The 19,950-nt window shown below is 70.6% G+C and carries 19 protein-coding genes; 12 read left to right on the top strand and 7 right to left on the bottom strand.

The annotated features are described in order from the left end of the window. Positions 1–21: 21 nt before the first annotated feature. The 5 genes from SMIR_RS19975 to SMIR_RS19955 form a co-directional block, all read right to left on the bottom strand. Positions 22–825 carry an ABC transporter gene (locus SMIR_RS19975; protein WP_249938443.1) on the bottom strand — a complete coding sequence of 268 codons (804 nt, stop codon included), beginning with the start codon at positions 823–825 and terminating at the stop codon, positions 22–24. Beyond that, the gene (locus SMIR_RS19970; RefSeq protein ID WP_249938442.1) at positions 813–2,387 is read right to left on the bottom strand and encodes an ABC transporter permease; all 1,575 of its coding nucleotides are present in this window, start codon (positions 2,385–2,387) and stop codon (positions 813–815) included. The genes SMIR_RS19975 and SMIR_RS19970 overlap by 13 nt, the downstream gene beginning before the upstream one ends. Then, on the bottom strand, positions 2,384–3,244 hold the full coding sequence (locus tag SMIR_RS19965; protein ID WP_101404254.1) for an ABC transporter ATP-binding protein: 861 nt from the start codon (positions 3,242–3,244) through the stop codon (positions 2,384–2,386). The genes SMIR_RS19970 and SMIR_RS19965 overlap by 4 nt, the downstream gene beginning before the upstream one ends. Then, positions 3,241–4,059 carry a zf-HC2 domain-containing protein gene (locus SMIR_RS19960; RefSeq protein WP_249938629.1) on the bottom strand — a complete coding sequence of 273 codons (819 nt, stop codon included), beginning with the start codon at positions 4,057–4,059 and terminating at the stop codon, positions 3,241–3,243. The genes SMIR_RS19965 and SMIR_RS19960 overlap by 4 nt, the downstream gene beginning before the upstream one ends. A gap of 281 nt (positions 4,060–4,340) precedes the next feature. Next, on the bottom strand, positions 4,341–4,883 hold the full coding sequence (locus tag SMIR_RS19955; RefSeq protein ID WP_168493076.1) for an RNA polymerase sigma factor: 543 nt from the start codon (positions 4,881–4,883) through the stop codon (positions 4,341–4,343). A gap of 210 nt (positions 4,884–5,093) precedes the next feature. Here SMIR_RS19955 and SMIR_RS19950 point away from each other — a divergent pair, with 210 nt between their 5' ends. The 11 genes from SMIR_RS19950 (at position 5,094) to pstB (ending at position 16,844) form a co-directional block, all read left to right on the top strand. Further along, positions 5,094–5,480 (top strand): GntR family transcriptional regulator, encoded by a 387-nt coding sequence (locus tag SMIR_RS19950; RefSeq protein ID WP_168501138.1) that lies wholly within the window; start codon positions 5,094–5,096, stop codon positions 5,478–5,480. Beyond that, positions 5,477–6,382, top strand: a complete 906-nt coding sequence (locus SMIR_RS19945) for an ABC transporter ATP-binding protein (RefSeq protein WP_168493078.1) — start codon at positions 5,477–5,479, stop codon at positions 6,380–6,382. The genes SMIR_RS19950 and SMIR_RS19945 overlap by 4 nt, the downstream gene beginning before the upstream one ends. Then, positions 6,379–7,404: an ABC-2 membrane transporter-related protein gene (locus tag SMIR_RS19940; RefSeq protein ID WP_212727199.1), complete on the top strand. Its 1,026-nt coding sequence runs from the start codon at positions 6,379–6,381 to the stop codon at positions 7,402–7,404. Before SMIR_RS19945 ends, SMIR_RS19940 begins: the two co-directional genes overlap by 4 nt. Then, positions 7,401–8,339, top strand: coding sequence for an ABC-2 membrane transporter-related protein (locus SMIR_RS19935; protein ID WP_168493082.1), 939 nt, complete (start codon positions 7,401–7,403; stop codon positions 8,337–8,339). The genes SMIR_RS19940 and SMIR_RS19935 overlap by 4 nt, the downstream gene beginning before the upstream one ends. A gap of 318 nt (positions 8,340–8,657) precedes the next feature. After that, positions 8,658–10,889, top strand: a complete 2,232-nt coding sequence (locus SMIR_RS19930) for an RNA degradosome polyphosphate kinase (protein WP_168493084.1) — start codon at positions 8,658–8,660, stop codon at positions 10,887–10,889. Between the two features lie 28 nt (positions 10,890–10,917). Beyond that, a complete protein-coding gene (locus tag SMIR_RS19925) occupies positions 10,918–11,997 on the top strand; it encodes a CHAD domain-containing protein (RefSeq protein WP_422664449.1) in 1,080 nt (359 codons plus the stop codon). A 10-nt stretch (positions 11,998–12,007) separates the two neighbouring features. Beyond that, positions 12,008–12,430, top strand: a complete 423-nt coding sequence (locus tag SMIR_RS19920; protein ID WP_168493086.1) for an NUDIX hydrolase — start codon at positions 12,008–12,010, stop codon at positions 12,428–12,430. A 271-nt stretch (positions 12,431–12,701) separates the two neighbouring features. Further along, on the top strand, positions 12,702–13,838 hold the full coding sequence (gene pstS / locus SMIR_RS19915) for a phosphate ABC transporter substrate-binding protein PstS (protein ID WP_168493088.1): 1,137 nt from the start codon (positions 12,702–12,704) through the stop codon (positions 13,836–13,838). Between the two features lie 104 nt (positions 13,839–13,942). Beyond that, positions 13,943–14,953 (top strand): phosphate ABC transporter permease subunit PstC, encoded by a 1,011-nt coding sequence (gene pstC, locus SMIR_RS19910; protein WP_099921876.1) that lies wholly within the window; start codon positions 13,943–13,945, stop codon positions 14,951–14,953. Then, complete coding sequence (gene pstA / locus SMIR_RS19905) at positions 14,950–16,014, top strand: phosphate ABC transporter permease PstA (RefSeq protein ID WP_212727197.1); 1,065 nt, start codon at positions 14,950–14,952, stop codon at positions 16,012–16,014. The genes pstC and pstA overlap by 4 nt, the downstream gene beginning before the upstream one ends. A 53-nt stretch (positions 16,015–16,067) precedes the next feature. Then, positions 16,068–16,844, top strand: coding sequence for a phosphate ABC transporter ATP-binding protein PstB (gene pstB, locus SMIR_RS19900; protein ID WP_212727196.1), 777 nt, complete (start codon positions 16,068–16,070; stop codon positions 16,842–16,844). 747 nt (positions 16,845–17,591) lie between these two features. Here the strand turns inward: pstB and SMIR_RS19895 are convergent. After that, complete coding sequence (locus SMIR_RS19895) at positions 17,592–18,590, bottom strand: inorganic phosphate transporter (protein ID WP_168493092.1); 999 nt, start codon at positions 18,588–18,590, stop codon at positions 17,592–17,594. 5 nt (positions 18,591–18,595) lie between these two features. Beyond that, positions 18,596–19,216: a DUF47 domain-containing protein gene (locus SMIR_RS19890; RefSeq protein ID WP_054232360.1), complete on the bottom strand. Its 621-nt coding sequence runs from the start codon at positions 19,214–19,216 to the stop codon at positions 18,596–18,598. A 209-nt stretch (positions 19,217–19,425) separates the two neighbouring features. On the opposite strand from SMIR_RS19890, the gene SMIR_RS44320 reads away from it, so the two are divergent. Continuing rightward, positions 19,426–19,911: a metal-sensitive transcriptional regulator gene (locus SMIR_RS44320; protein ID WP_168493094.1), complete on the top strand. Its 486-nt coding sequence runs from the start codon at positions 19,426–19,428 to the stop codon at positions 19,909–19,911. Positions 19,912–19,950 lie beyond the last annotated feature (39 nt).

The following is a 19,950-nucleotide window of genomic DNA, read 5'->3' as shown; positions in this document are numbered from 1 at the left end:
GTCCGCGCCCGCGTCTTCAGGTCACCGGTGAGCGAAGACGGCGGGCCGCCACGTCCTCAGGGGTTCCACGCTGGACCACGCCCCGGCCAGCGCCGCCGTGACCAGGACCACCGCCCATGCCTGGTGTGCTCCGTCCCAGCGCGGGTCGGACGGAGCGGGGAAGAGCGTCCACCGGTGGGGGAGCAGCAGGGGTGCCAGCACCGCCATGGCCAGTAGTCCGACGCACACCGCGCCTCCCGGCTCGGCCCGGTTGGTGAACCGCACCATGACCGCCGCGGCCGCCGTCGCGAGCAACGCCGTGGCGGCGGCCTCCAAGGTCACGGCGCCCACCGGCGGCCGGGCCTGCTCCGGTATGAGAAACAGCGCGGCCGTCCACCAGAACACGGCCGACGGGGCGACGAGCGCCACCCGCAGGCCGACCCGCACGGGACGCCGGGTCGGCACCGCCGCGGTGATGTGCCGGGCCGGATCGTCCAGCAGGAAGGCCAGACCCAGAGCGAAGGTGAGCGCGGCGGCCCGCAGAAGGTTGAGGCCGGCCCCCGTGTCGAGCCGGAGGGAGAACAGCCGCGGCATCCCGGCGAGCAGCAGCCCCAGTACGGCACCGGTCACCAGCGCCCTCCGGGGGAGGGTGCGCCAGAGGGGACGGAGAAGGGCGCGGGCCACGGTGAACGGCCGCCCCGGGGACGGAATGCCGCCCGCGGTCACCCCACTTCCCACCGTTCCCACCGTTCCCGCCTTTCCGGCGTTCTCCGCACCCCCGGTGCCTCCGGCACTCTCCGCGCTTCCGGCCGTAACTGCGTCGTCGAGCACGGTCACTCCTCGCATGTCTTGACGTTCAGCGCGCCCGGGCCGGTCGGCGCCCGGACTCCCAGCAGCTCAGCCACCTGGGCCGTCGTCGCCTTGGGGGATGTGAGCTCCGCCCAGTGGGCCTTCACCTTGGGGATGACGCTGTAGCGGGGCTTGCGCAGCAACTCCTTGATCACCTCTGTCTGTGCGGCGTTCATGGAGACCGGGTTCGTGGGCGCGAGGGCGACCCCTCCGCCGTCGATGGAGTCGTCGATACGAAGATGGCGCAACACGGTCAGCGGGTGGGACTCCGAGCCCAACGCCAGCCACATGATGATCACCGCGCGGGCGTCGCACACTTCGCCGCTGGACGTCTCGTCCCCCGTCACCAGAACCGAGGCCACCCCCACAGCGAACTCCGGGATCCGGTTGCCGCCCCAGCGTGTAGTGACAGTCACCACCCCTGGCGCTTTGGCCGGGTCGAGCGCGGAGTCGCTCTCCAGGCCGTAGCCGGCGTTCACCCGCTGCCGTACGGTCAGCCGCTCGGCCGCGGCCGGGCCGCCCGCGAGGGACTGAACGCGCTGGACCACCTCGGCCCAGTCGGCGGTCTGGCCGGTCCACTCGGGGTAGGCGCAGTACGTCGACCTTTCGTGCGCGACGCAGGTCTGCACCTTCTCCGAGGTGGCGGACACCTTCGCGCGGGCCGCGATCAGCGCGGCCGAGTCACCCGGGGCCTGCCCCGCGATGCCCTGGGCCATCGCAGCGAGGGCGAGGACCGTGATCGCCTTGATCCTGGGCGTACGACCGCCGTTGATCAGCAGTGCGAGGCACAGCAGCAGCACGATGAGCCCCACCAGATACAGCACGTGCCAGGCGGCCGGGCGGCCCAGCAGGTCGGAGGGCAACGGGTGGGCGCCTTCCTCGGTGACCACCGGTGCCAGCCATCGCACCCAGTGCGTGCCCTGTGTGCTCGCGGACACGAGGGTCGTGATGACGTACATACCGATGATGAAGGGCGGGACGACGAACGCGAAGGGGATCGACCGTGCGACCAGGACGCCGAGGACACCGGCGAGGAGTATCGACAGCGGGCCCACGAGCAGTTCGGCGACCGAGCCGTGGCCGACCGCGCCGGGCTTCAGGGCCGCCCAGATGAACTCGAACCCCACGACCAGCGCGGTGAGGACCGCGAACGGCACGGCCGACAGGGCGTGGGCCAGCGAGCGCCGCCACGGCTCCATGACCAGCACCTCGAAGTGCTGGTCGGTGCCGTGCCGGCGGGAGCGGAGCACGGCGCGGTTGATGCTGACGAACAGCACGAGGGCGAGGAGCAGGGGGGCGCCCTGGGTGGAGCGGTCGACATCCTGGAGGACGGGATAGTCGTCCATGCCCTCCCGGCCGTTGAACATCCCCCAGCCGGTGTAGGCGACGTACAGGAGGAGGAAGACGAGTACCGGGATCTGCATCAGCAGTTCGCGTGCCTCGAAGCGGGCGAGGGCGATGACGGCCCTCGTCCTGTTCGGGTGCAGGTCCCGGGCGGGCGGCTCCACCCCCGTGGGGGCCGCCTCCTCCACGACCGTGCGGGTCACCAGCTCGCTCACGCCGCCACCTCCGCCGGCTCGCCGTCGAGAGTGAGCAAGTAGCCGTCCTCCAGCGTCGGTTCGAGGAGATCGGCGCCCTTGGGCGGGTCGCCGACATTGCGGAAGGAGCCCGTGCCCGTACGCCAGCCGGCTCTCGCGCCGGGGTCGCGGGCCGTACTGCTCCACACCCGCCCCGCCGCCCGCGCGGTCAGCTCGGCCGGGGTGCCCTCGAAGCGGATGCCGCCGCGGACCATGACGATCACGCGGTGGCAGAGCATCGCGACGTCCTCGGTCTGGTGAGTGGAGAGCAGGACCGTGCGTCCCATGCCCGCCTCGGCGATCATTTCCCTGAACCGCATGCGCTGTTCGGGGTCCAGGCCGACGGTCGGCTCGTCCAGGACGAGGAAGCCGGGGTCGCCGACCAGCGCGGCGGCCAGCCCGACCCGCTGGCGCATACCGCCCGACAGCCTCTTGATGCGCTTGCCCCGTACGTCGGACAGGTCCACGGTCTCCAGCACGCGCCGCACCTCCCGGTGCCGGGCGGAGCGGTCCGTCAGCTCCTTCAGGATCGCCACGTAGTCGACGAACTCGAAGGCCGAGAAGTCCGGGTGGAACGCCGGGGTCTGCGGCAGATAGCCCAGCGCGCGCCGCACGTCCAGGCGGCCCGAGGACGTGCCGGGGTCGTGCCCGAGCACCGTGAAGGCTCCCCGGTCGGCGGGCACGGCGGTGGCGAGCACCCGCAACAGGGTGGTCTTCCCGGCGCCGTTGGGCCCGAGCAGCCCGGTGACGCCCTCGCTCAGGCGCAGGGAGACGTCGTCGAGGGCGACGGTCCCGCCGTACCGGAGGGTGAGCCCGGAGGCGGAGACGGTGGGGGTCATGCGGCGCTCCTGTCGGAGAAATCGGAGTGGTCGGCGAAGAGGGTGTGCGCGGGGGAGAAGTCGAACCGGTCCCGCACGAGATAGAGCAGCCCGGCGGCCAGTACCGCGACCGCGCCGGCGACGCCCTGGCCGAGTGCCGTGAACGGCGCGAGGGTGCCGCCGTCGGCCTTCGCGTGGGCCACCATCAGCAGCGTGACCCACGCTCCGCCGACCAGGCAGGGCGGAAGGACCGGCCCCCAGCGGGCGGTCAGCGCGAGCCCCGTCCCGGTGAGGGCGAGGGCGGGCAGCAGCCAGGCCAGCGCGCGCAGCCCGTAGGCGGGGAGTGCGAGGGTCGCGAGGCCGTTCAGAACGAGGCCGGTGGTGAGCACGGCCACCGTGCGGATCATCAGCAGCCGGAATCCGTGGAGGGGTGACACCACGGCCATCTCGTACGTCGGGTCGAGCACCGGTCCGTAGGACAGCGCGACGCCGGCGAGCGGGAGCAGAGGAGCGAGGGCGAGGAACAGCGTGGGCGAGGGCGCGACCCGTCCGGCGTCGGTCGCCACCACCGTCATGAGGAGCACGAGGGCGACCGCGGCCAGCCAGGAGCGGCGCAGCACGGGCGTGGCCGCCAGCAGCCGTGCCGTGTGGTCGGCGACGCCGATCCGCACCAGCAGCGACTCGAGCAGCCGTGGTCGTGGCGCGTCCAGCTCGGCGTCGAGCCGCTCCCATCCGGCGTCCAGGACGACCGGATCGCTCACGGTGGCGAGCGCCTCCCGGCAGGGCGCGCATGCCACGAGGTGGGTGTCGACGGACCAGAGCCGGGGCGGCGCCAACTCGCCCCGCGCATAGGCCCGGAGGTCCTCGGCGTCCGCGTGCCAACGCCCGTCCGGGGAGCCGCCGGCGCCGGGCGCGGGCCGATCGGCGTCACACGCACCGGACGCGCCCCGACCGGCGGCCGGGTCCAACCCGCCACCGCCCGTGCCACCCGTACCGGATGCACCGCCCGTACCGGACGTGCCGAAGGTGGCCGCGTCCTCGTCCAACCCGCGCATGTTCTCTCCACCCCCATCCATGTCCCGGCGGTCTCCGCCGATGGCCTCGTCATCTCCGCCGCTCATGCCAGCTCCTCCCGCAGCTGCTTGCGCGCCCGCAGGGCCCGCGTCTTGACCGTGCCGGGTGGAATGCCGAGCAGGACGGCCGCTTCCCGGGTCGTGAGTCCGTCGATCACCGTGGCCTGGAGGACCGCGCGCAGCTCGGGCGAGAGCCGTATCAACGCGCCCGCGAGGTCGCCGTGTTCGACCCCGGCGAGGACGCGCTCCTCGGCGGAGGCCTCGTGCCGGTGGCGGAAGCGGGCCAGCGTCTGGCGCAACCGGCCGCGCGCGCCGTCGCCACGCAGTGTGTCGATCAGCCGCCGCGAGCCGATGCGCCACAGCCAGCCCGCCGCGTCGCCCTCCTCCCGGTAACTCGCGGTGCCGCGCCAGATGGCGAGGAAGGTCTCCTGCACGACGTCGTCGACGACCCCGGTATCGGCGCACCGGCCGCGCAGCCGCGCGGTCAGCCACGGCGCATACCGCCGGTACAGCTCCTCGAAGGCGCGACGGTCCGTGTCCGCCGCGATGGCCCGCAGCAGCTCCCCGTCGCTTCTCGTTTCCCTCACATCCCCTCATCGGACGAGCCCCGCCGATCGGTTCACGCATCCGGCATCGAATTTTCCGGGCCCGCCTCAGCGACTTCCCGGCTCCCCTCCGGGACGTCCCGGCTCCCCTCCGCGACGTCCCGGCTCGCCTCCGCGATGTTCGGGCTTGACTCCGGACACTCCCATGCACCACCCTTTCACTACTCAATTAGTGAAAGGGTGGTTGTCCGAGTGGTCGAGTACCGCATCGACCGGCGCAGCGGTGTCGCCACCTACGTCCAGATCGTCCAGCAGACCAAACAGGCCCTGCGTCTGGGCCTGCTGGAACCGGGCGACAAGCTCCCCACGGCCCGCGAGGTCGTGGAGGCCACGGCGATCAATCCGAACACCGTCCTGAAGGCCTACCGCGAGCTGGAGCGCGAGGGCCTGGTCGAGGCCAGACGCGGCCTCGGCACCTTCGTGAAGCGCTCGCTGGGCGCCGCCCCCGCCGACTCGCCCCTGCGCGCGGAGCTCGACGACTGGGCGGCCAGGGCCCGCGAGGCCGGGCTCGATCACGACGACGTGGCGGCGCTCTTCACCGCCGTACTGGAACAGTTCAGCAAGGGAGACAAGGAATGAGCGACACCGCCATGGAGGCGGCCGGCCTCGGCAAGCGGTTCGGGCGGCGAGGGGGCTGGGCACTGCACGAGTGCTCCTTCCGGCTCCCCGCGGGTCGCGTCTGCGCCGTCGTCGGACCCAACGGCGCGGGCAAGTCGACCCTGCTGGCCCACGCCGCCGGACTGCTCGCCCCCACCGAGGGCTCCCTGACCGTGCTCGGCAGCCACCCGGCCGCCGCCCGCGAACGCATCGCGTACGTCGCCCAGGACAAGCCGCTGTATCCGCAGCTCACGGTGGCCCAGACGCTGCGCCTGGGCCACGAGCTCAACCCCGCCCGCTGGGACGCCTCGGTCGCCGAGCGGATCACGTACGAGGTCGGCGGGCTGGACCCGAAGGCCAAGGTACGTACGCTCTCCGGCGGCCAGCGCACCCGCGTGGCGCTCGCCCTCGCGCTCGGCAAGCGCCCTGAACTCCTGCTCCTGGACGAGCCCATGGCCGACCTCGACCCGCTCGCCCGCCACGAGCTGATGGGCACGCTGATGGCCGAGGCCGCCCAGTACGGCACGACGGTCGTGATGTCCTCGCACGTCGTCGCCGAGCTGGAGGGCTCCTGCGACTACCTGTTGCTGATAGGCGGCGGCCAGGTGCGACTGGCCGGCGACCTGGACGACCTGCTGGCCGCGCACACCCTGACCACCGGGCCGGTCCGTGACCTCGCTCCGCACACCGTGGTCGAATCCCGCACCACAGGGCGTCAGTTGACCGCCCTGATCCGCCCGCAGGGCCCGTTCTCCGGCGGACTCGACGCTCGCACCACCACGCCCTCCCTGGAGGAACTGGTCCTCGCGCACCTGCGTAACCCCGAGGCCCCCGCGCTGATCCTCGCCTCCGCCCGCACCGCCGCCCAGGAGTCCGCCGCATGACCACGCTGACCGCCCCCGGCACCACGGCGACGCCCACGCGCCGCCCGTCCGCCACACGCGGCCTGGTGCGCACGATGCTGCTGCTGCATCGTCCGGCGCTCTACATCTGGGCCGGTCTGTTCGTCGCGCTCGCGGCCCTGTTGCTGTGGCTGTACGGCCCGGGGACGGACGCGGCCGCCGCGGCGTGGCGGGAGTACGACCGCTGCACGACGGCCACCTGCGCCTACGACCAGGACGCGATCCTCAGGTACAAGTCGTACTCCCTGTACGCCTCCCTCGCGCTGACCTTCCTGCCGTTCCTGGTCGCGGCCTGGGCGGGCGCCTCGCTGATCGGCCGCGAGATGGAGAGCGGCACCGCGCAGCTCGTGTGGACCCAGTCGGTCTCCCCGGTCCGCTGGCTGGCGGTGAAACTGGCCGTGCCGGCCGCGCTCGTCACCGTCGGGACCAGCGTGCTGGTGGTGCTGCACCGGCGGATGTGGGTGCGGAGCCAGGACCGGATCGACACCGCCAAGGGCTGGACCGACGTCTTCGTCTTCCACGCCAACGGCCCGACCACCGTCGCCCTCGCCCTGTCCGGCCTGGCCGTCGGCGCGCTCGCCGGCATCAGGCTGCGCGGTTCCCTGAACGCACTCGTCGTGTCGGTGGTGTGGACGGTCGGCGTCCGGTCGGCCATCGCGCTGGTCCTGCCGTACCTGTGGCCGACGGTGCGGACGGTCACCAGCCTGACCCACGACGGCCCCACCAGCCTCGGGATCACCGTCCACGCCGGTCTCCTCACCTCGACCGGCGCCCGGCTGCCCGACCCGCAGTGCGGCAGCAGCCACAGCACGGAGTGCAGCGCCCTGTACCACCGCCTCGACGCCGTCAGCTTCTACACCGACTCGCACCCCGAATCCCACTACTGGCCCCTCCAGCTGATGGCGACCGGCCTGGTGCTCGTCCTCACCGCACTGGTTCTCCTCGTCACCTTCCGGCTGTTGAAGCGCCTCACCGGTACCGCCCCGAAGGAGGCCCGCCGGTGAGCGCCGCCGTCAACGGCCTGCCATGGACCGTCCTCCGCCTGCACCGCGCGGCGCTGCTCGGCTGGGGCGCGTTCGTGGCCGCCGTCACCGGGCTCCTGCTGTGGGCGGTCGAGGTCAAGGAGGACGCCGCCCGCGCCGAGCTGGCCTACTGCTCACACCACGGCACCTGCACCATCACGGCCACGCTCGACTACGACGACACCATCGGCCTGGCCGCCCTCTTCCTGTGCTACTCCTTCCTCGCCGTCGCGGCCTGGGCGGGCGCCGCCCTGGTCGCCCGCGAGCTGGAGACGGGCACCGCGCAGCTCGTCTGGACCCAGTCGGTGACCCCCGTGCGCTGGCTGGTCGCCAAGCTCGCCCTGCCCGCGCTGCTGATCACCGTCGGCGGTGCGGTGCTGGTGCCGGTGTTCCGGCACGCCTGGTGGATCAACCCGGACCGGACGGACAGCAGCTGGGCCTCCGCCAACGTCTTCGTCGCCCGCGGCCCCACGATGGTGGCGTACGGCCTGTGCGCGCTGGCCGTCGGCGCGCTCGCCGGACTGGTGCTGCGCCGCTCACTGCCCGCGCTCGGTGTCTCCTTCGCTGTGATGCTCGTGCTCCACCAGCTCGTGCAGAGCTGCCGCACGGACCTGTGGCCCTCGGTCACCCGTACCGGCACCGCCCTGTTCACCCCGCCCGACACCGCCTGGCAGCTGGCCAACGGGGTGATCGTCCACGGACAACGCGTGGCGAACCCCGAGTACGGACACTGCAACGGCACAGGCACGAAGGCCACACAGTGCCTGGCCGACCACGGGATCACCGGGTACTACTCCGTCTACCACCCCGCCTCCCACTTCTGGCCCCTCCAGCTGGTGGAAACCGGCATCGTCCTCACCGTGACCGCCGCGGCCACCGCCGCCACCTTCCGGCTGCTGCGCCGCCGCACCGCATAGCTCCCCCCATGCCGGGGCCGCGTACGCCCCCCACGGGGGGCGGGGCGTACGCGGCTCCCCGGCATGTAGACGTCCGGGAGCCGCTCCCCGATATCCCGCACGTCATGTCGCCGTAACCATCGATTCAGACGGGCTTGCGACGCTCAGCCAATGAAGCCCGCCGTGCCAGAGCCGTCGCCTCCACCGGAGCACGAGACCTCTCCGACGACGGGGAGCAAGGCGGTACCGGGGACGCGGAACGGGAACATCCGCCTCACCCCGCTGCCGCTCGCGCTCTCCGACGCGCCGGTCTCGCTCCCGGCGCGGAAGAATGGGTCCATGAACCAGCCCAGCGCCCAGGCACCGGTGCAGCACCCGCAGCCCTCCGTCGGCTCCATCGCCGCGCACCGTCCGCACACCGTGGCGGCGAACGTCTCCGACCTCGAGCCCGACATCGACGCCGACCTCGACGCCTACGAGGACCTGGTGCAGGACGGCATCATGTTGCCGCAGGGCCGGTTCCTCGACCGCGAGCGCAGCTGGCTTGCGTTCAACGAGCGGGTGCTGGAGCTCGCCGAGGACCCGAGCACGCCCCTGCTCGAAAGGGCGAACTTCCTGGCGATCTTCGCCAGCAACCTGGACGAGTTCTTCATGGTCCGGGTGGCCGGACTGAAGCGCCGCATCGCGACCGGCGTGGCCACCAAGTCCGCCTCCGGCCTGCAGCCCCGCGAGGTCCTGGAGATGATCTGGGCCCGCTCGCGCGAGCTCATGGCCCGACACGCGGCCTGCTACCAGGAGGACGTCGCCCCCGCGCTCGCGGAGGAGGGCATCCACCTGGTCCGCTGGAGCGAACTGACGGAGAAGGAGCAGGCCCGCCTCTTCACCCTCTTCCGGCACCAGATCTTCCCGGTCCTGACCCCGCTGGCGGTCGACCCCGCGCACCCCTTCCCGTACATCTCGGGTCTGTCCCTGAACCTCGCGGTCGTCGTACGGAACCCGGTCAGCGGCCACCGGCACTTCGCGCGCGTCAAGGTCCCGCCGCTGCTCTCCCGCTTCCTGGAGGCCTCCCCCAACCGCTACGTCCCCATCGAGGACGTGATCGCGGCACACCTGGAGGAGCTCTTCCCGGGCATGGAGGTCCTGGAGCACCACACCTTCCGGCTGACCAGGAACGAGGACCTGGAGGTCGAGGAGGACGACGCCGAGAACCTGCTCCAGGCGCTGGAGAAGGAACTCATGCGGCGCCGCTTCGGGCCGCCGGTGCGCCTGGAGGTCGAGGAGTCCATCGACCGGTACGTCCTCGATCTCCTCGTACGGGAACTGAAGATCTCCGAGGCGGAGGTGTACCCGCTGCCGGGTCCCCTGGACCTCACCGGCCTCTTCGGCATCGGCGCCCTCGACCGGCCCGAGCTGAAGTACCCGAAGTTCATCGCGGGAACGCACCGCGACCTGGCCGAGGTCGAGTCGGCGTCCGCGCCCGACATCTTCGCCGCCCTGCGCGAGCGCGACGTCCTGCTGCACCACCCGTACGACTCCTTCTCCACCTCAGTGCAGGCCTTCCTGGAGCAGGCGGCGGCCGACCCGGACGTGCTGGCCATCAAGCAGACGCTGTACCGGACCTCGGGCGACTCGCCGATCGTCGACGCGCTGATAGACGCCGCCGAGTCCGGCAAGCAGGTCCTCGTCCTCGTCGAGATCAAGGCGCGCTTCGACGAACAGGCCAACATCAAGTGGGCGCGGAAGCTTGAGGAGTCGGGCTGCCATGTCGTGTACGGACTGGTCGGGCTGAAGACCCACTGCAAGCTGTCGCTGGTCGTCCGGCAGGAGGGCGAAACGCTCCGGCGCTACTCCCACGTCGGCACCGGCAACTACCACCCGAAGACCGCCCGGCTGTACGAGGACCTCGGCCTGCTCACCGCCGACCCGCAGGTCGGCGCGGACCTGTCGGACCTCTTCAACCGGCTCTCCGGCTACTCGCGCCGCGAGACCTACCGCCGCCTGCTCGTCGCCCCCAAGTCCCTGCGCGACGGTCTGATCGCGCGGATCAACAAGGAAGTCCAGCACCACACCGCCGGACGCCCCGCCTACGTCCGCATCAAGTGCAACTCGATGGTGGACGAGGCGATCATCGACGCGCTGTACCGCGCGTCCCAGGCCGGAGTGCCCGTCGACGTGTGGGTGCGTGGCATCTGCGCGGTCCGGCCGGGCGTCACGGGCCTGTCCGAAAACATACGCGTACGGTCCGTGCTCGGCCGCTTCCTCGAACACTCCCGCGTCTTCGCCTTCGGCAACGGCGGCGAGCCGGAGGTCTGGATCGGCAGCGCGGACATGATGCACCGCAACCTGGACCGGCGGATCGAGGCCCTGGTCAGGATCACCGACCCGGCTCACCGGGCAGCCCTCAACCGGCTGTTCGAGACCGGGATGTCCGACACCACCGCCTCCTGGCACCTGGGCCCGGACGGCGAGTGGACCCGGCACTCGACCGACGCGGATGGCCAGCCCCTGCGGAACGTCCAGGAGATGCTCATAGACGCCCGGAGGCGCCGGCGTGGCACAGCAACACCTTGAACCCCCCACCGACTCCCCTGCCGGGCCCATGTCAGGAGAAGCCCTCGCGGGCTACCTGAGGGCCCAGGCCACGGAGTTCCTCCGCTCCCTGCGACAGCACCGGGAGAACGGCACCGACGCGGGTACCTCCGCCCGGGCGAAGCCGAGAGCGGAGTCGCGCGTCGAGTCGCGTGCCGAGTCGCGAGACGTTTCACGAGACGTGTCGCGGGCGGGGGAGAACGGCTCGGGGGAATCGGTCGACGCGGCGCGCGCCCTGCGCCGCTCGGCCCGCCGCATCAGCGGCACCCTGCACACCTTCCGGCCGCTGCTCGACGCGGAGTGGTCGGAGGGCATGCGGCCCGAACTGGCATGGCTCTCGGGCACCCTGGCCCGTGAGCACGCCTACGCGGCCCGCCTGGAACGGCTGCTCGGCGCGCTGAACCGGCTCTCGGGCGCGGCCGGCTTCCCGGCACAGGCCGCGCAGAACACCGGGGCGCCGTCCAAAGGCAGTCTGACCGTCGGCGCCGCGAAGGCGGGCGCGCTGCTCGACCGCCAGCTGACGCTGGCCCGCACCCGGGCCCACTCGGCCGCGCTCCAGGCGCTCGGCTCCTCCCGCTTCCACGCCGTCGCGGACAGCGTCGCCGTGCTCGCCAGCGAGGTGCCGCTCACCCCGGCGGCCGCCACGGCCGACCTGCGCCCACTGGCCGCCGCCGCGACGGACCGGCTGACCGACGCGGTCACCGCGCTGCCGCTGGTCACCGCGGGCCACCCGTACAACGCCGAGGCCCTCGTGCACGGCCTCTCCGCGGACACCGCGCCCCATCCCCAGGACGCGCCCTGGCACCAGGTCCGGCTGCTGCTGCGCCTGCATCGCTACGCGTGCGAGGTCCTCTACGGGGAGGACGCCCCCATCGACGTACGACTGCTCCGTGCGGGTCAGGCCCTCAACCGGCACCGGGACGCGGCGGAGGCGGCCGCGGCCGCCGCGTCGGCGGCCCGCACCCCGCGCATCGCCCCGGCCACCGCGTACGCGCTCGGCGTGCTCCACGCCGACCAGCGGCACGAGGTGGAGGCGGCACGGTTCGCGTTCCAGCAGAACTGGCAGAAGGAAACCGTGCGCACCCCGTGAGGGAGGCCAGATGACCGAGGACACCTTCAAGGCCGTACGGGCGGCGGGCTGCGTCCTGTGGCGCCGCTCGCCTCTCGGCGGTGAGCTGGAGATATGTCTCGTCCACCGGCCGAAGTACGACGACTGGTCGCATCCCAAGGGCAAGCTCAAGCGCGGCGAGGAACCGCTCGCGGGGGCGCTGCGGGAGGTCCAGGAGGAGACGGGGTACACCGCCGCGCCCGGCGCCGCCCTGCCCACCGTCCGTTATCCCGTCGCCGGCCGCCCCAAGGAGGTCCGCTACTGGGCGGCCGAGGCGACGGACGGCCGCTTCGCGCCGAACGACGAGGTCGACCGCGTCCTGTGGCTCTCCCCCGCCGCGGCCCGCGACCGTCTGACCCAGCCCAGGGACGCCGATCTGGTTGACGCCCTGCTGAGCGTGCTTCACCTGACCTAGCCAAACCGCCCGGTCATATACGTACACACGCGGTCACATGCGGTTAGCTCGATCGGGATCCCACCGTGTCCTCGACGTAAGCGTTCCGTGACCTCACCGCACCGCCCACAGGGGTTCACCCTCCGTTCACTTACGGCCATCGACGCCTTCACCTGATCTGCCTAATTTCGGCCTTACCCGGTGCGGAACGCCTCCTGCGTGTGGCCTCCGCATCACACAGACCTCGCACGCCGCCAACCAGACGGCGGCTCCTGGAAGGAACACCCCAACAGTGAAGCTTCAGCGCAAGAACCGGCTTCGCGCCCTTTCGCTCGGTGCAGTCGCCGTCTCCGGCGCCCTGGCCCTCACGGCGTGCGGCTCCGACGACACCGGCACCAAGAGCAGCGCCACGGGCGGCTCGACCACCGGCTCCGCCAGCTCGATCAAGTGCGACAACGCCAAGGGTCAGCTGCTCGCCGACGGCTCGTCCGCGCAGAAGAACGCGATCGACGCCTGGGTCAAGGAGTTCAGCGCCGCCTGCTCCGGCGTGCAGATCAACTACAAGGGCGGCGGCTCCGGCGCCGGTGTCACCGCGTTCACCCAGGGCCAGGTCGCCTTCGCCGGCTCGGACTCCGCGCTGAAGCCCGAAGAGGTCACCGCCTCCAAGAAGATCTGCACCGGCGGCGGCCAGGGCATCGACCTCCCGATGGTCGGCGGCCCGATCGCGGTCGGCTTCAACGTCCCGGGCGTCGACAAGCTGGTCCTGAACGCCTCGACGATCGCCAAGATCTTCGACAGCAAGATCAGCAAGTGGAACGACGCGGCGATCGCGAAGCTGAACCCGGGCGTCCACCTGCCCGACCTCAAGATCCAGGCGTTCCACCGCTCGGACGAGTCCGGCACCACGGACAACTTCACCAAGTACCTGATCGCCGCGGCTCCCTCCGACTGGAAGTACTCCGGCGGCAAGGCCTGGCAGGCCAAGGGCGGCCAGTCCGCTCCGCAGTCCTCCGGTGTCGCCCAGCAGGTGAAGCAGACCTCCGGCGCCATCGGTTACATGGAGCTGTCGTTCGCCAAGGACGGCATCAAGGCGGCCAGCATCGACACGGGCGCCAGCGCCCCGGTCGACGCCACCGTCGACAACGCCACCAAGGCCATCGCGGACGCCAAGGTCGTCGGCACGGGCAAGGACCTCTCCCTCTCGCTGAACCGCGCGACCAAGGCCGAGGGCGCCTACCCGATCACCCTGGTCACGTACGAGATCGTCTGCGACAAGGGCAACAAGTCGGACACGCTGGCCGCCACGAAGTCGTTCCTGACCTACATTGCGAGCGAGGACGGCCAGAAGGTCCTCTCCTCCATCGACTACGCGCCGATCCCGGCCGACATCATCGCCAAGGTCCGCACCACCATCGCGGGCCTGAGCTGACCTAAGTGTGCGGCCCGGCCCCGAACCGGGGCCGGGCCGCACCGTCCGGTGCACCGCCGCCAGGAGCCGCACACCAAGTACGGCTCTGCAGACCGGAGATCCCGATGGACATATCGACACAGAACACAGACGAAGCGCCTCCCCCCACCCCCCAGCCTTCCGTGGCCGTGCAGAAGCGCGCGAGCCGCGGCGCCACCCGACCCGGTGACCGGATCTTCCTCGGTCTCTCCCGCGGGTCGGGCATCTTCCTGCTGGTGATCATGGCCGCCATCGCGGTCTTCCTCACCTATCGCGCCTCGCTCGCGATCAGCAAGGACCACGGCAACTTCCTCACCACCTTCGAGTGGAACACCAACACCATCCCGCCGGTCTTCGGCATCGCCGTCCTGGCCTTCGGCACGGTGGTCTCCTCGATCATCGCCATGGCCCTGGCGGTCCCCGTCGCGGTCGCCATCGCGCTGTTCATCACGCACTACGCACCGCGCAGGCTGAGCGGCCCGGTCGCCTACGTGATCGACCTGCTCGCCGCCGTGCCGTCCATCGTCTACGGCCTGTGGGGCGCCCTCGTCCTGGTGCCGCACATGAACGGCCTCTTCGGCTGGCTGGACAAGTACCTCGGCTGGACCGGCATCTTCAGCTGGCAGGGCGGCGCGCCCCGCTCGATGCTCACCGTCAGCATCCTGCTCGCGATCATGATCCTGCCGATCATCACCAACGTGAGCCGCGAGGTCTTCCGCCAGGTCCCGCAGATGCACGAGGAGGCCGCGCTGGCCCTCGGCGCCACGCGCTGGGAGGTCATCCGCATGTCGGTGCTGCCCTTCGGCCGCTCCGGCGTCATCTCCGCGTCGATGCTGGGTCTCGGCCGCGCGCTCGGTGAGACAATGGCCGTCGCCACGGTCCTCTCACCGACCTTCGACATCAACGCCAGCCTGCTCGACCCGGGTGGCGGCACCTTCGCACAGAACATCGCCAGCAAGTTCGGCGAGGCGACCGCGGACGGCCGTGACGCGCTGATCGCGTCCGGTCTGGTCCTCTTCGTCATCACCCTGCTGGTCAACGGCGCGGCCCGGGTCATCATCGCCCGTCGCGCGGAGTACTCGGGGGCCAACGCATGAGCCACTCAGCACCCGTCGCGGACAAGCGTCCCAGCACCCTGCGCGGCGCGACCCTGCCCAAGTGGTCCCCGTGGGCGATCGCCGCCGGCGCCGTCGTGGTCGCCGTGCTCATCGGCCTTGTCGGCGGTCTCGACAGCAAGGTCCAGTGGGGCCTGATCGCCGGAATCCTCTTCGTCCTCGGTACGTACGGCATCGCCGCGCGCGTCGAGGGCCGCCGCCAGGCCAAGGACCGCATCGCGACCAGCCTCGTCTGGGTCTGCTTCCTCATCGCCGTCGTCCCGCTGGCCTCCCTGATCTGGACCACCGTCAAGCGCGGTGTGAAGGTCTTCGACGTCTACTTCCTGACCCACTCGATGGGTGTGGTCGCGGACTCCGAGCCCGGCGGTGGCATCTACCACGCCATCGTCGGCACGCTGGAACAGGTCGGCCTCGCCACCCTGATCGCGGCGCCGATCGGTGTACTCACCGCGGTCTACCTGGTGGAGTACGGGCGCGGCAGGCTCTCCACGGCCATCACCTTCTTCGTCGACGTGATGACGGGCATCCCCTCGATCGTCGCCGGTCTGTTCATCCTGAGCCTGATGCTCATCCTGGACCTGCAGCCCTTCGGCTTCGCCGGTTCGCTGGCCCTGGCCATCCTGATGATGCCCGTCGTGGTCCGCTCCACCGAGGAGATGCTCAAGCTCGTACCGAACGAGCTGCGCGAAGCCTCCCTGGCGCTCGGCGTGCCCAAGTGGCGCACGATCCTCAAGGTGGTCCTGCCCACCTCGATCGGTGGCATCACGACCGGCGTCATGCTCGCCGTCGCACGCATCACGGGCGAGACCGCCCCGGTGCTGCTGCTGGTGTGGGGCACGAACTTCATCAACACCAACCCGTTCTCCGGAGCGCAGGCCTCGCTGCCGCTGTACATCTACCAGCAGTACGCGAACAGCGCCGGTTCGAACGCGGCGTACGACCGCGCCTGGGCGGCGGCACTCGCCCTGATCGCCTTCGTGATGATCCTCAACCTGGTGGCCCGCGGCATCGCCCGCTGGAAGGCACCGAAGACAGGTCGCTGACGCGGCCATATCAGCGACCAGCAGCATCCCCCTCGAAAGAAGCAGTGATTGACATGGCCAAGCGAATCGACGTAAGCGGTCTCACCGCCTACTACGGCTCCCACAAGGCGATCGAAGACATCTCGATGACGGTCGAGCCGCGCTCGGTGACGGCGTTCATCGGCCCCTCCGGCTGCGGCAAGTCGACGTTCCTGCGCACGCTGAACCGTATGCACGAGGTCACCCCCGGCGGCCGGGTCGAGGGCAAGGTCCTCCTCGACGACGAGGACCTCTACGGCCAGGGCATCGACCCCGTCGCCGTGCGCCGCACGATCGGCATGGTCTTCCAGCGCCCCAACCCCTTCCCCACCATGTCGATCTTCGAGAACGTGGCGGCGGGTCTGCGTCTGAACGGCTCGTACAAGAAGTCCGAGCTGAACGACGTCGTCGAGAAGTCCCTCAAGGGCGCGAACCTCTGGAACGAGGTCAAGGACCGCCTCAACAAGCCCGGTTCGGGTCTGTCGGGTGGTCAGCAGCAGCGTCTGTGCATCGCGCGGGCGATCGCGGTGGAGCCGCAGGTCCTCCTCATGGACGAGCCCTGCTCGGCCCTGGACCCGATCTCGACCCTCGCCATCGAGGACCTGATCGGCGAGCTGAAGGAGCGCTTCACGATCGTCATCGTGACGCACAACATGCAGCAGGCCGCGCGCGTCTCCGACCGCACCGCGTTCTTCAACCTGGCCGCGGTGGGCCAGCCGGGCCGACTCATCGAGATCGACGACACGGAGCGCATCTTCTCCAACCCGTCGGTGCAGGCCACGGAGGACTACATCTCCGGCCGCTTCGGCTGAGCCGTTTCCCCCATACCCCTCGCGGTGCTGCATGGCGGTGCCACCGCGAGGACGAGAAGGGCCCGCCCCTGGCTCCCGGGGGCGGGCCCGCTCGTCTTCGACGAACACCAAGTCCGCCGCAAGCCTTCCGGCTACGGACCGACAGGGACTTGCCACGCAGGTCCTGCGACTACCGGCCGGTGGGGGCTTGTCGCGCAGTTCCCCGCGCCCCCTGAAACGGGGCTTCGCCCCGAATCCCCCACCCACCCAGAGACCTTCGGCTGCCGGCCGGTGGGGGTTACTCGCGCGGTTCCCCGCGCCCCTGAAGGAGCGCTCCGCGCGTCTCCGGCCCATCCGGCATTTGAGAGCGAGCCCGCCCAGGCCGATGCGGAGTCCTGCGGGGGGGCTGGGGCGGCAGCCCCCGATGGGGTTCGGGGGCGGAGCCCAACGGGGGGCTAGGGACAGTACCTCCCCGGGGGCGGCAGCCCCGTAGGAGGTCCGGGGCGGCAACTCCCGATGGGGTGCAGGGGCGTCGCCCTGCGGGGGGCCGGGGGCAGAGCCCCGTAGGAGGCCCGGGGACGACGTCTCCCGATGGGGTGCAGGGGCGGCAGCCCCGCGGGGATCCGGGGGCGGAGCCCCGTAGGGGTCCGGGGGCAGACTCCCGCGCGGGGGCCCGGGGCGGAGTCCCCGGTGGGGTTGGAGGGGCGGAGCCCCTGGGATGGGGTGGGTTGGGGCGGCGGGGGCGAGGGGCGTTGGTGCGGCCGCGGCCTACAGGAACGCCAGGTCCACGATCCAGAAGCTCGCGGCAGCCACCAACGCCGCCGCCGGCATCGTGATGAACCACCCCATGACGATGTTCTTGGCGACGCCCCAGCGAACCGCGTTCACCCGCTTCGTCGCCCCGACACCCATGATCGCCGAAGTGATGACATGCGTCGTCGAGATCGGCGCCTTGAAGAGAAACGCCGTGGCGAACATGATCGACGCCCCCGTCGTCTCCGCGGCGAACCCCTGCGGCGGATCCAGCTCAATGATCTTGCGCCCGAGCGTCCGCATGATGCGCCACCCACCGGCGTACGTACCCAGCGACAGCATCACCGCACAGACGATCTTCACCCACACCGGGATCGGATCGTCCGACTTCTGGACGTCACCGATGACGAGCGCCATCACCACGACACCCATCGTCTTCTGGGCGTCCTGAAGACCGTGCCCGAGCGCCATCCCCGCCGCGGACACCGTCTGCGCGATCCGGAACCCCCGCTTGGCCTTGTGCGGATTGGCCCGCCGGAACAGCCACATGATCGCGCACATGACCAGATAGCCGACGATCAGACCGACGACCGGCGACAGGAACATCGGAATGATGACCTTGTCCACGACCCCGGACCACAGCACCTTCGTACCGCCCGCGAGCGCGGCCCCCACCAGCCCCCCGAACAACGCGTGCGAGGAGGACGACGGAAGCCCGAAGTACCAGGTGACCAGGTTCCAGACGATCGCCCCGACGAGCGCGGCGAAGAGGATTCCCATCCCCTTCGACCCCTCGGGCGTCGCGATCAGCCCCTTGCTGACGGTGTTCGCCACCCCGCTCCCGAGAAACGCACCGGCGAGGTTCATCACCGCGGCCATGGCGAGCGCGGCCCGCGGGGTCAGCGCCCGCGTGGACACCGACGTGGCGATGGCGTTCGCCGAGTCGTGGAAGCCGTTCGTGTACGTGAATCCGAGCGCGACCAGAATGGTCACGACCAGCGCAAAGGTGTCCACGAAGTTCAGGACTCCTTGACGGCGATGGTCTCCACCGTGTTCGCCACATGTTCGAACGCGTCGGCCGCTTCCTCCAGCACATCCACGATCTGCTTGAGCTTCAGGACCTCGATGGCGTCGTACTTGCCGTTGAAGAGATGGGCGAGCAGCTTGCGGTGGATCTGGTCGGCCTGGTTCTCCAGCCGGTTGACCTCGATCCAGTACTCGGTGAGGTTGTCCATCGTCCGCAGGTTCGGCATGGCCTCGGCCGTCAGCTCGGCGGCCCGGGCCAGTACCTCGATCTGCTGTTCCACACCCTTGGGGAGCTCCTCGACCTGATACAGCACAACCAGGTCGACGGCCTCCTCCATGAAGTCCATGATGTCGTCGAGGGAGGAGGCCAGGTTGTAGATGTCCTCGCGGTCGAACGGCGTGATAAAGGAGGAGTTCAGCTGGTGGAAGATCGCGTGAGTGGCGTCGTCACCGGCGTGTTCGGCGGCCCGCATGCGCTCTGCGATCTCGGCCCGAGCGGAGGCGTCCGCCCCGAGCAGTTCCATCAGGAGTTTCGAGCCCGTGACGATGTTGTCCGCGGAGGCGGAGAACATGTCGTAGAAGCTCGTCTCCCTGGGGGTCAGACGAAAGCGCACTTGAGGTCCTCGGGGTCCTTTTGTTCGGTCAGGCTGATGCTAGGCGCATCATCCGGCCACGGCTAACCGGCCGTCCCCCAGTGTCGCCCATCAGGCACAGTGATCAGCACAGGGTCCGGTCCCGGCATCCGGCAAGGGCCCTATACCCAGCAAAGTTCGTTACCATATACCCGCCAGGGGTATATATACCGGACCATCAGGAGGACGCGATGACGACCACCGAGGCCGGCGCGACGGCGCCCTCCGACAGGGCCGAATCGGCTCAGGACGTCCCGGACATTTCGAACATCCAGGCCCCCACCGAGACCGAGGAAGCCGGGAGCGACGGAGCCGGGAGCGAGGACGTCGCGGGCGGGGGAGCCGAGACCGGAGGCGTCGAGGCCGGAGGCGTCGTCACCGACCACGACCGCGGCATCCACGGCTACCACAAGCAGAAGGGCGAACACCTCAAGCGGCTGCGCCGCATCGAGGGCCAGATCCGCGGTCTGCAGCGGATGGTCGACGAGGACGTCTACTGCATCGACATACTCACCCAGGTCTCCGCCTCCACGAAGGCCCTCCAGTCCTTCGCACTCCAGCTCCTCGAGGAACACCTGCGCCACTGCGTCGCGGACGCGGCCCTCAAGGGCGGCGAGGAGATCGACGCGAAGGTCGAGGAGGCCACGAAGGCGATCGGCCGCCTGCTGCGCACATGACACACGCACACGGGGGATACCGAAGTGCGCACGTGAAGC

Source organism: Streptomyces mirabilis (genome assembly GCF_018310535.1).
In the GTDB taxonomy this organism is placed as follows: domain Bacteria; phylum Actinomycetota; class Actinomycetes; order Streptomycetales; family Streptomycetaceae; genus Streptomyces.
Note: the sequence above shows the minus strand (reverse complement) of the source record. Positions and strands in the feature narration are given on the sequence as shown.

Excerpts from the sequence above, each read along its gene's own strand:
- SMIR_RS19925 (WP_422664449.1), top strand. The coding sequence starts at position 10,918 with ATGTCAGGAGAAGCCCTCGCGGGCTACCTGAGGGCCCAGGCCACGGAG.
- pstB (WP_212727196.1), top strand. The coding sequence starts at position 16,068 with ATGGCCAAGCGAATCGACGTAAGCGGTCTCACCGCCTACTACGGCTCC.
- pstA (WP_212727197.1), top strand. The coding sequence starts at position 14,950 with ATGAGCCACTCAGCACCCGTCGCGGACAAGCGTCCCAGCACCCTGCGC.
- SMIR_RS19975 (WP_249938443.1), bottom strand. The coding sequence starts at position 825 with ATGCGAGGAGTGACCGTGCTCGACGACGCAGTTACGGCCGGAAGCGCG.
- pstC (WP_099921876.1), top strand. The coding sequence starts at position 13,943 with ATGGACATATCGACACAGAACACAGACGAAGCGCCTCCCCCCACCCCC.
- SMIR_RS19945 (WP_168493078.1), top strand. The coding sequence starts at position 5,477 with ATGAGCGACACCGCCATGGAGGCGGCCGGCCTCGGCAAGCGGTTCGGG.
- SMIR_RS19920 (WP_168493086.1), top strand. The coding sequence starts at position 12,008 with ATGACCGAGGACACCTTCAAGGCCGTACGGGCGGCGGGCTGCGTCCTG.
- SMIR_RS19965 (WP_101404254.1), bottom strand. The coding sequence starts at position 3,244 with ATGACCCCCACCGTCTCCGCCTCCGGGCTCACCCTCCGGTACGGCGGG.
- SMIR_RS44320 (WP_168493094.1), top strand. The coding sequence starts at position 19,426 with ATGACGACCACCGAGGCCGGCGCGACGGCGCCCTCCGACAGGGCCGAA.
- SMIR_RS19930 (WP_168493084.1), top strand. The coding sequence starts at position 8,658 with ATGAACCAGCCCAGCGCCCAGGCACCGGTGCAGCACCCGCAGCCCTCC.
- SMIR_RS19940 (WP_212727199.1), top strand. The coding sequence starts at position 6,379 with ATGACCACGCTGACCGCCCCCGGCACCACGGCGACGCCCACGCGCCGC.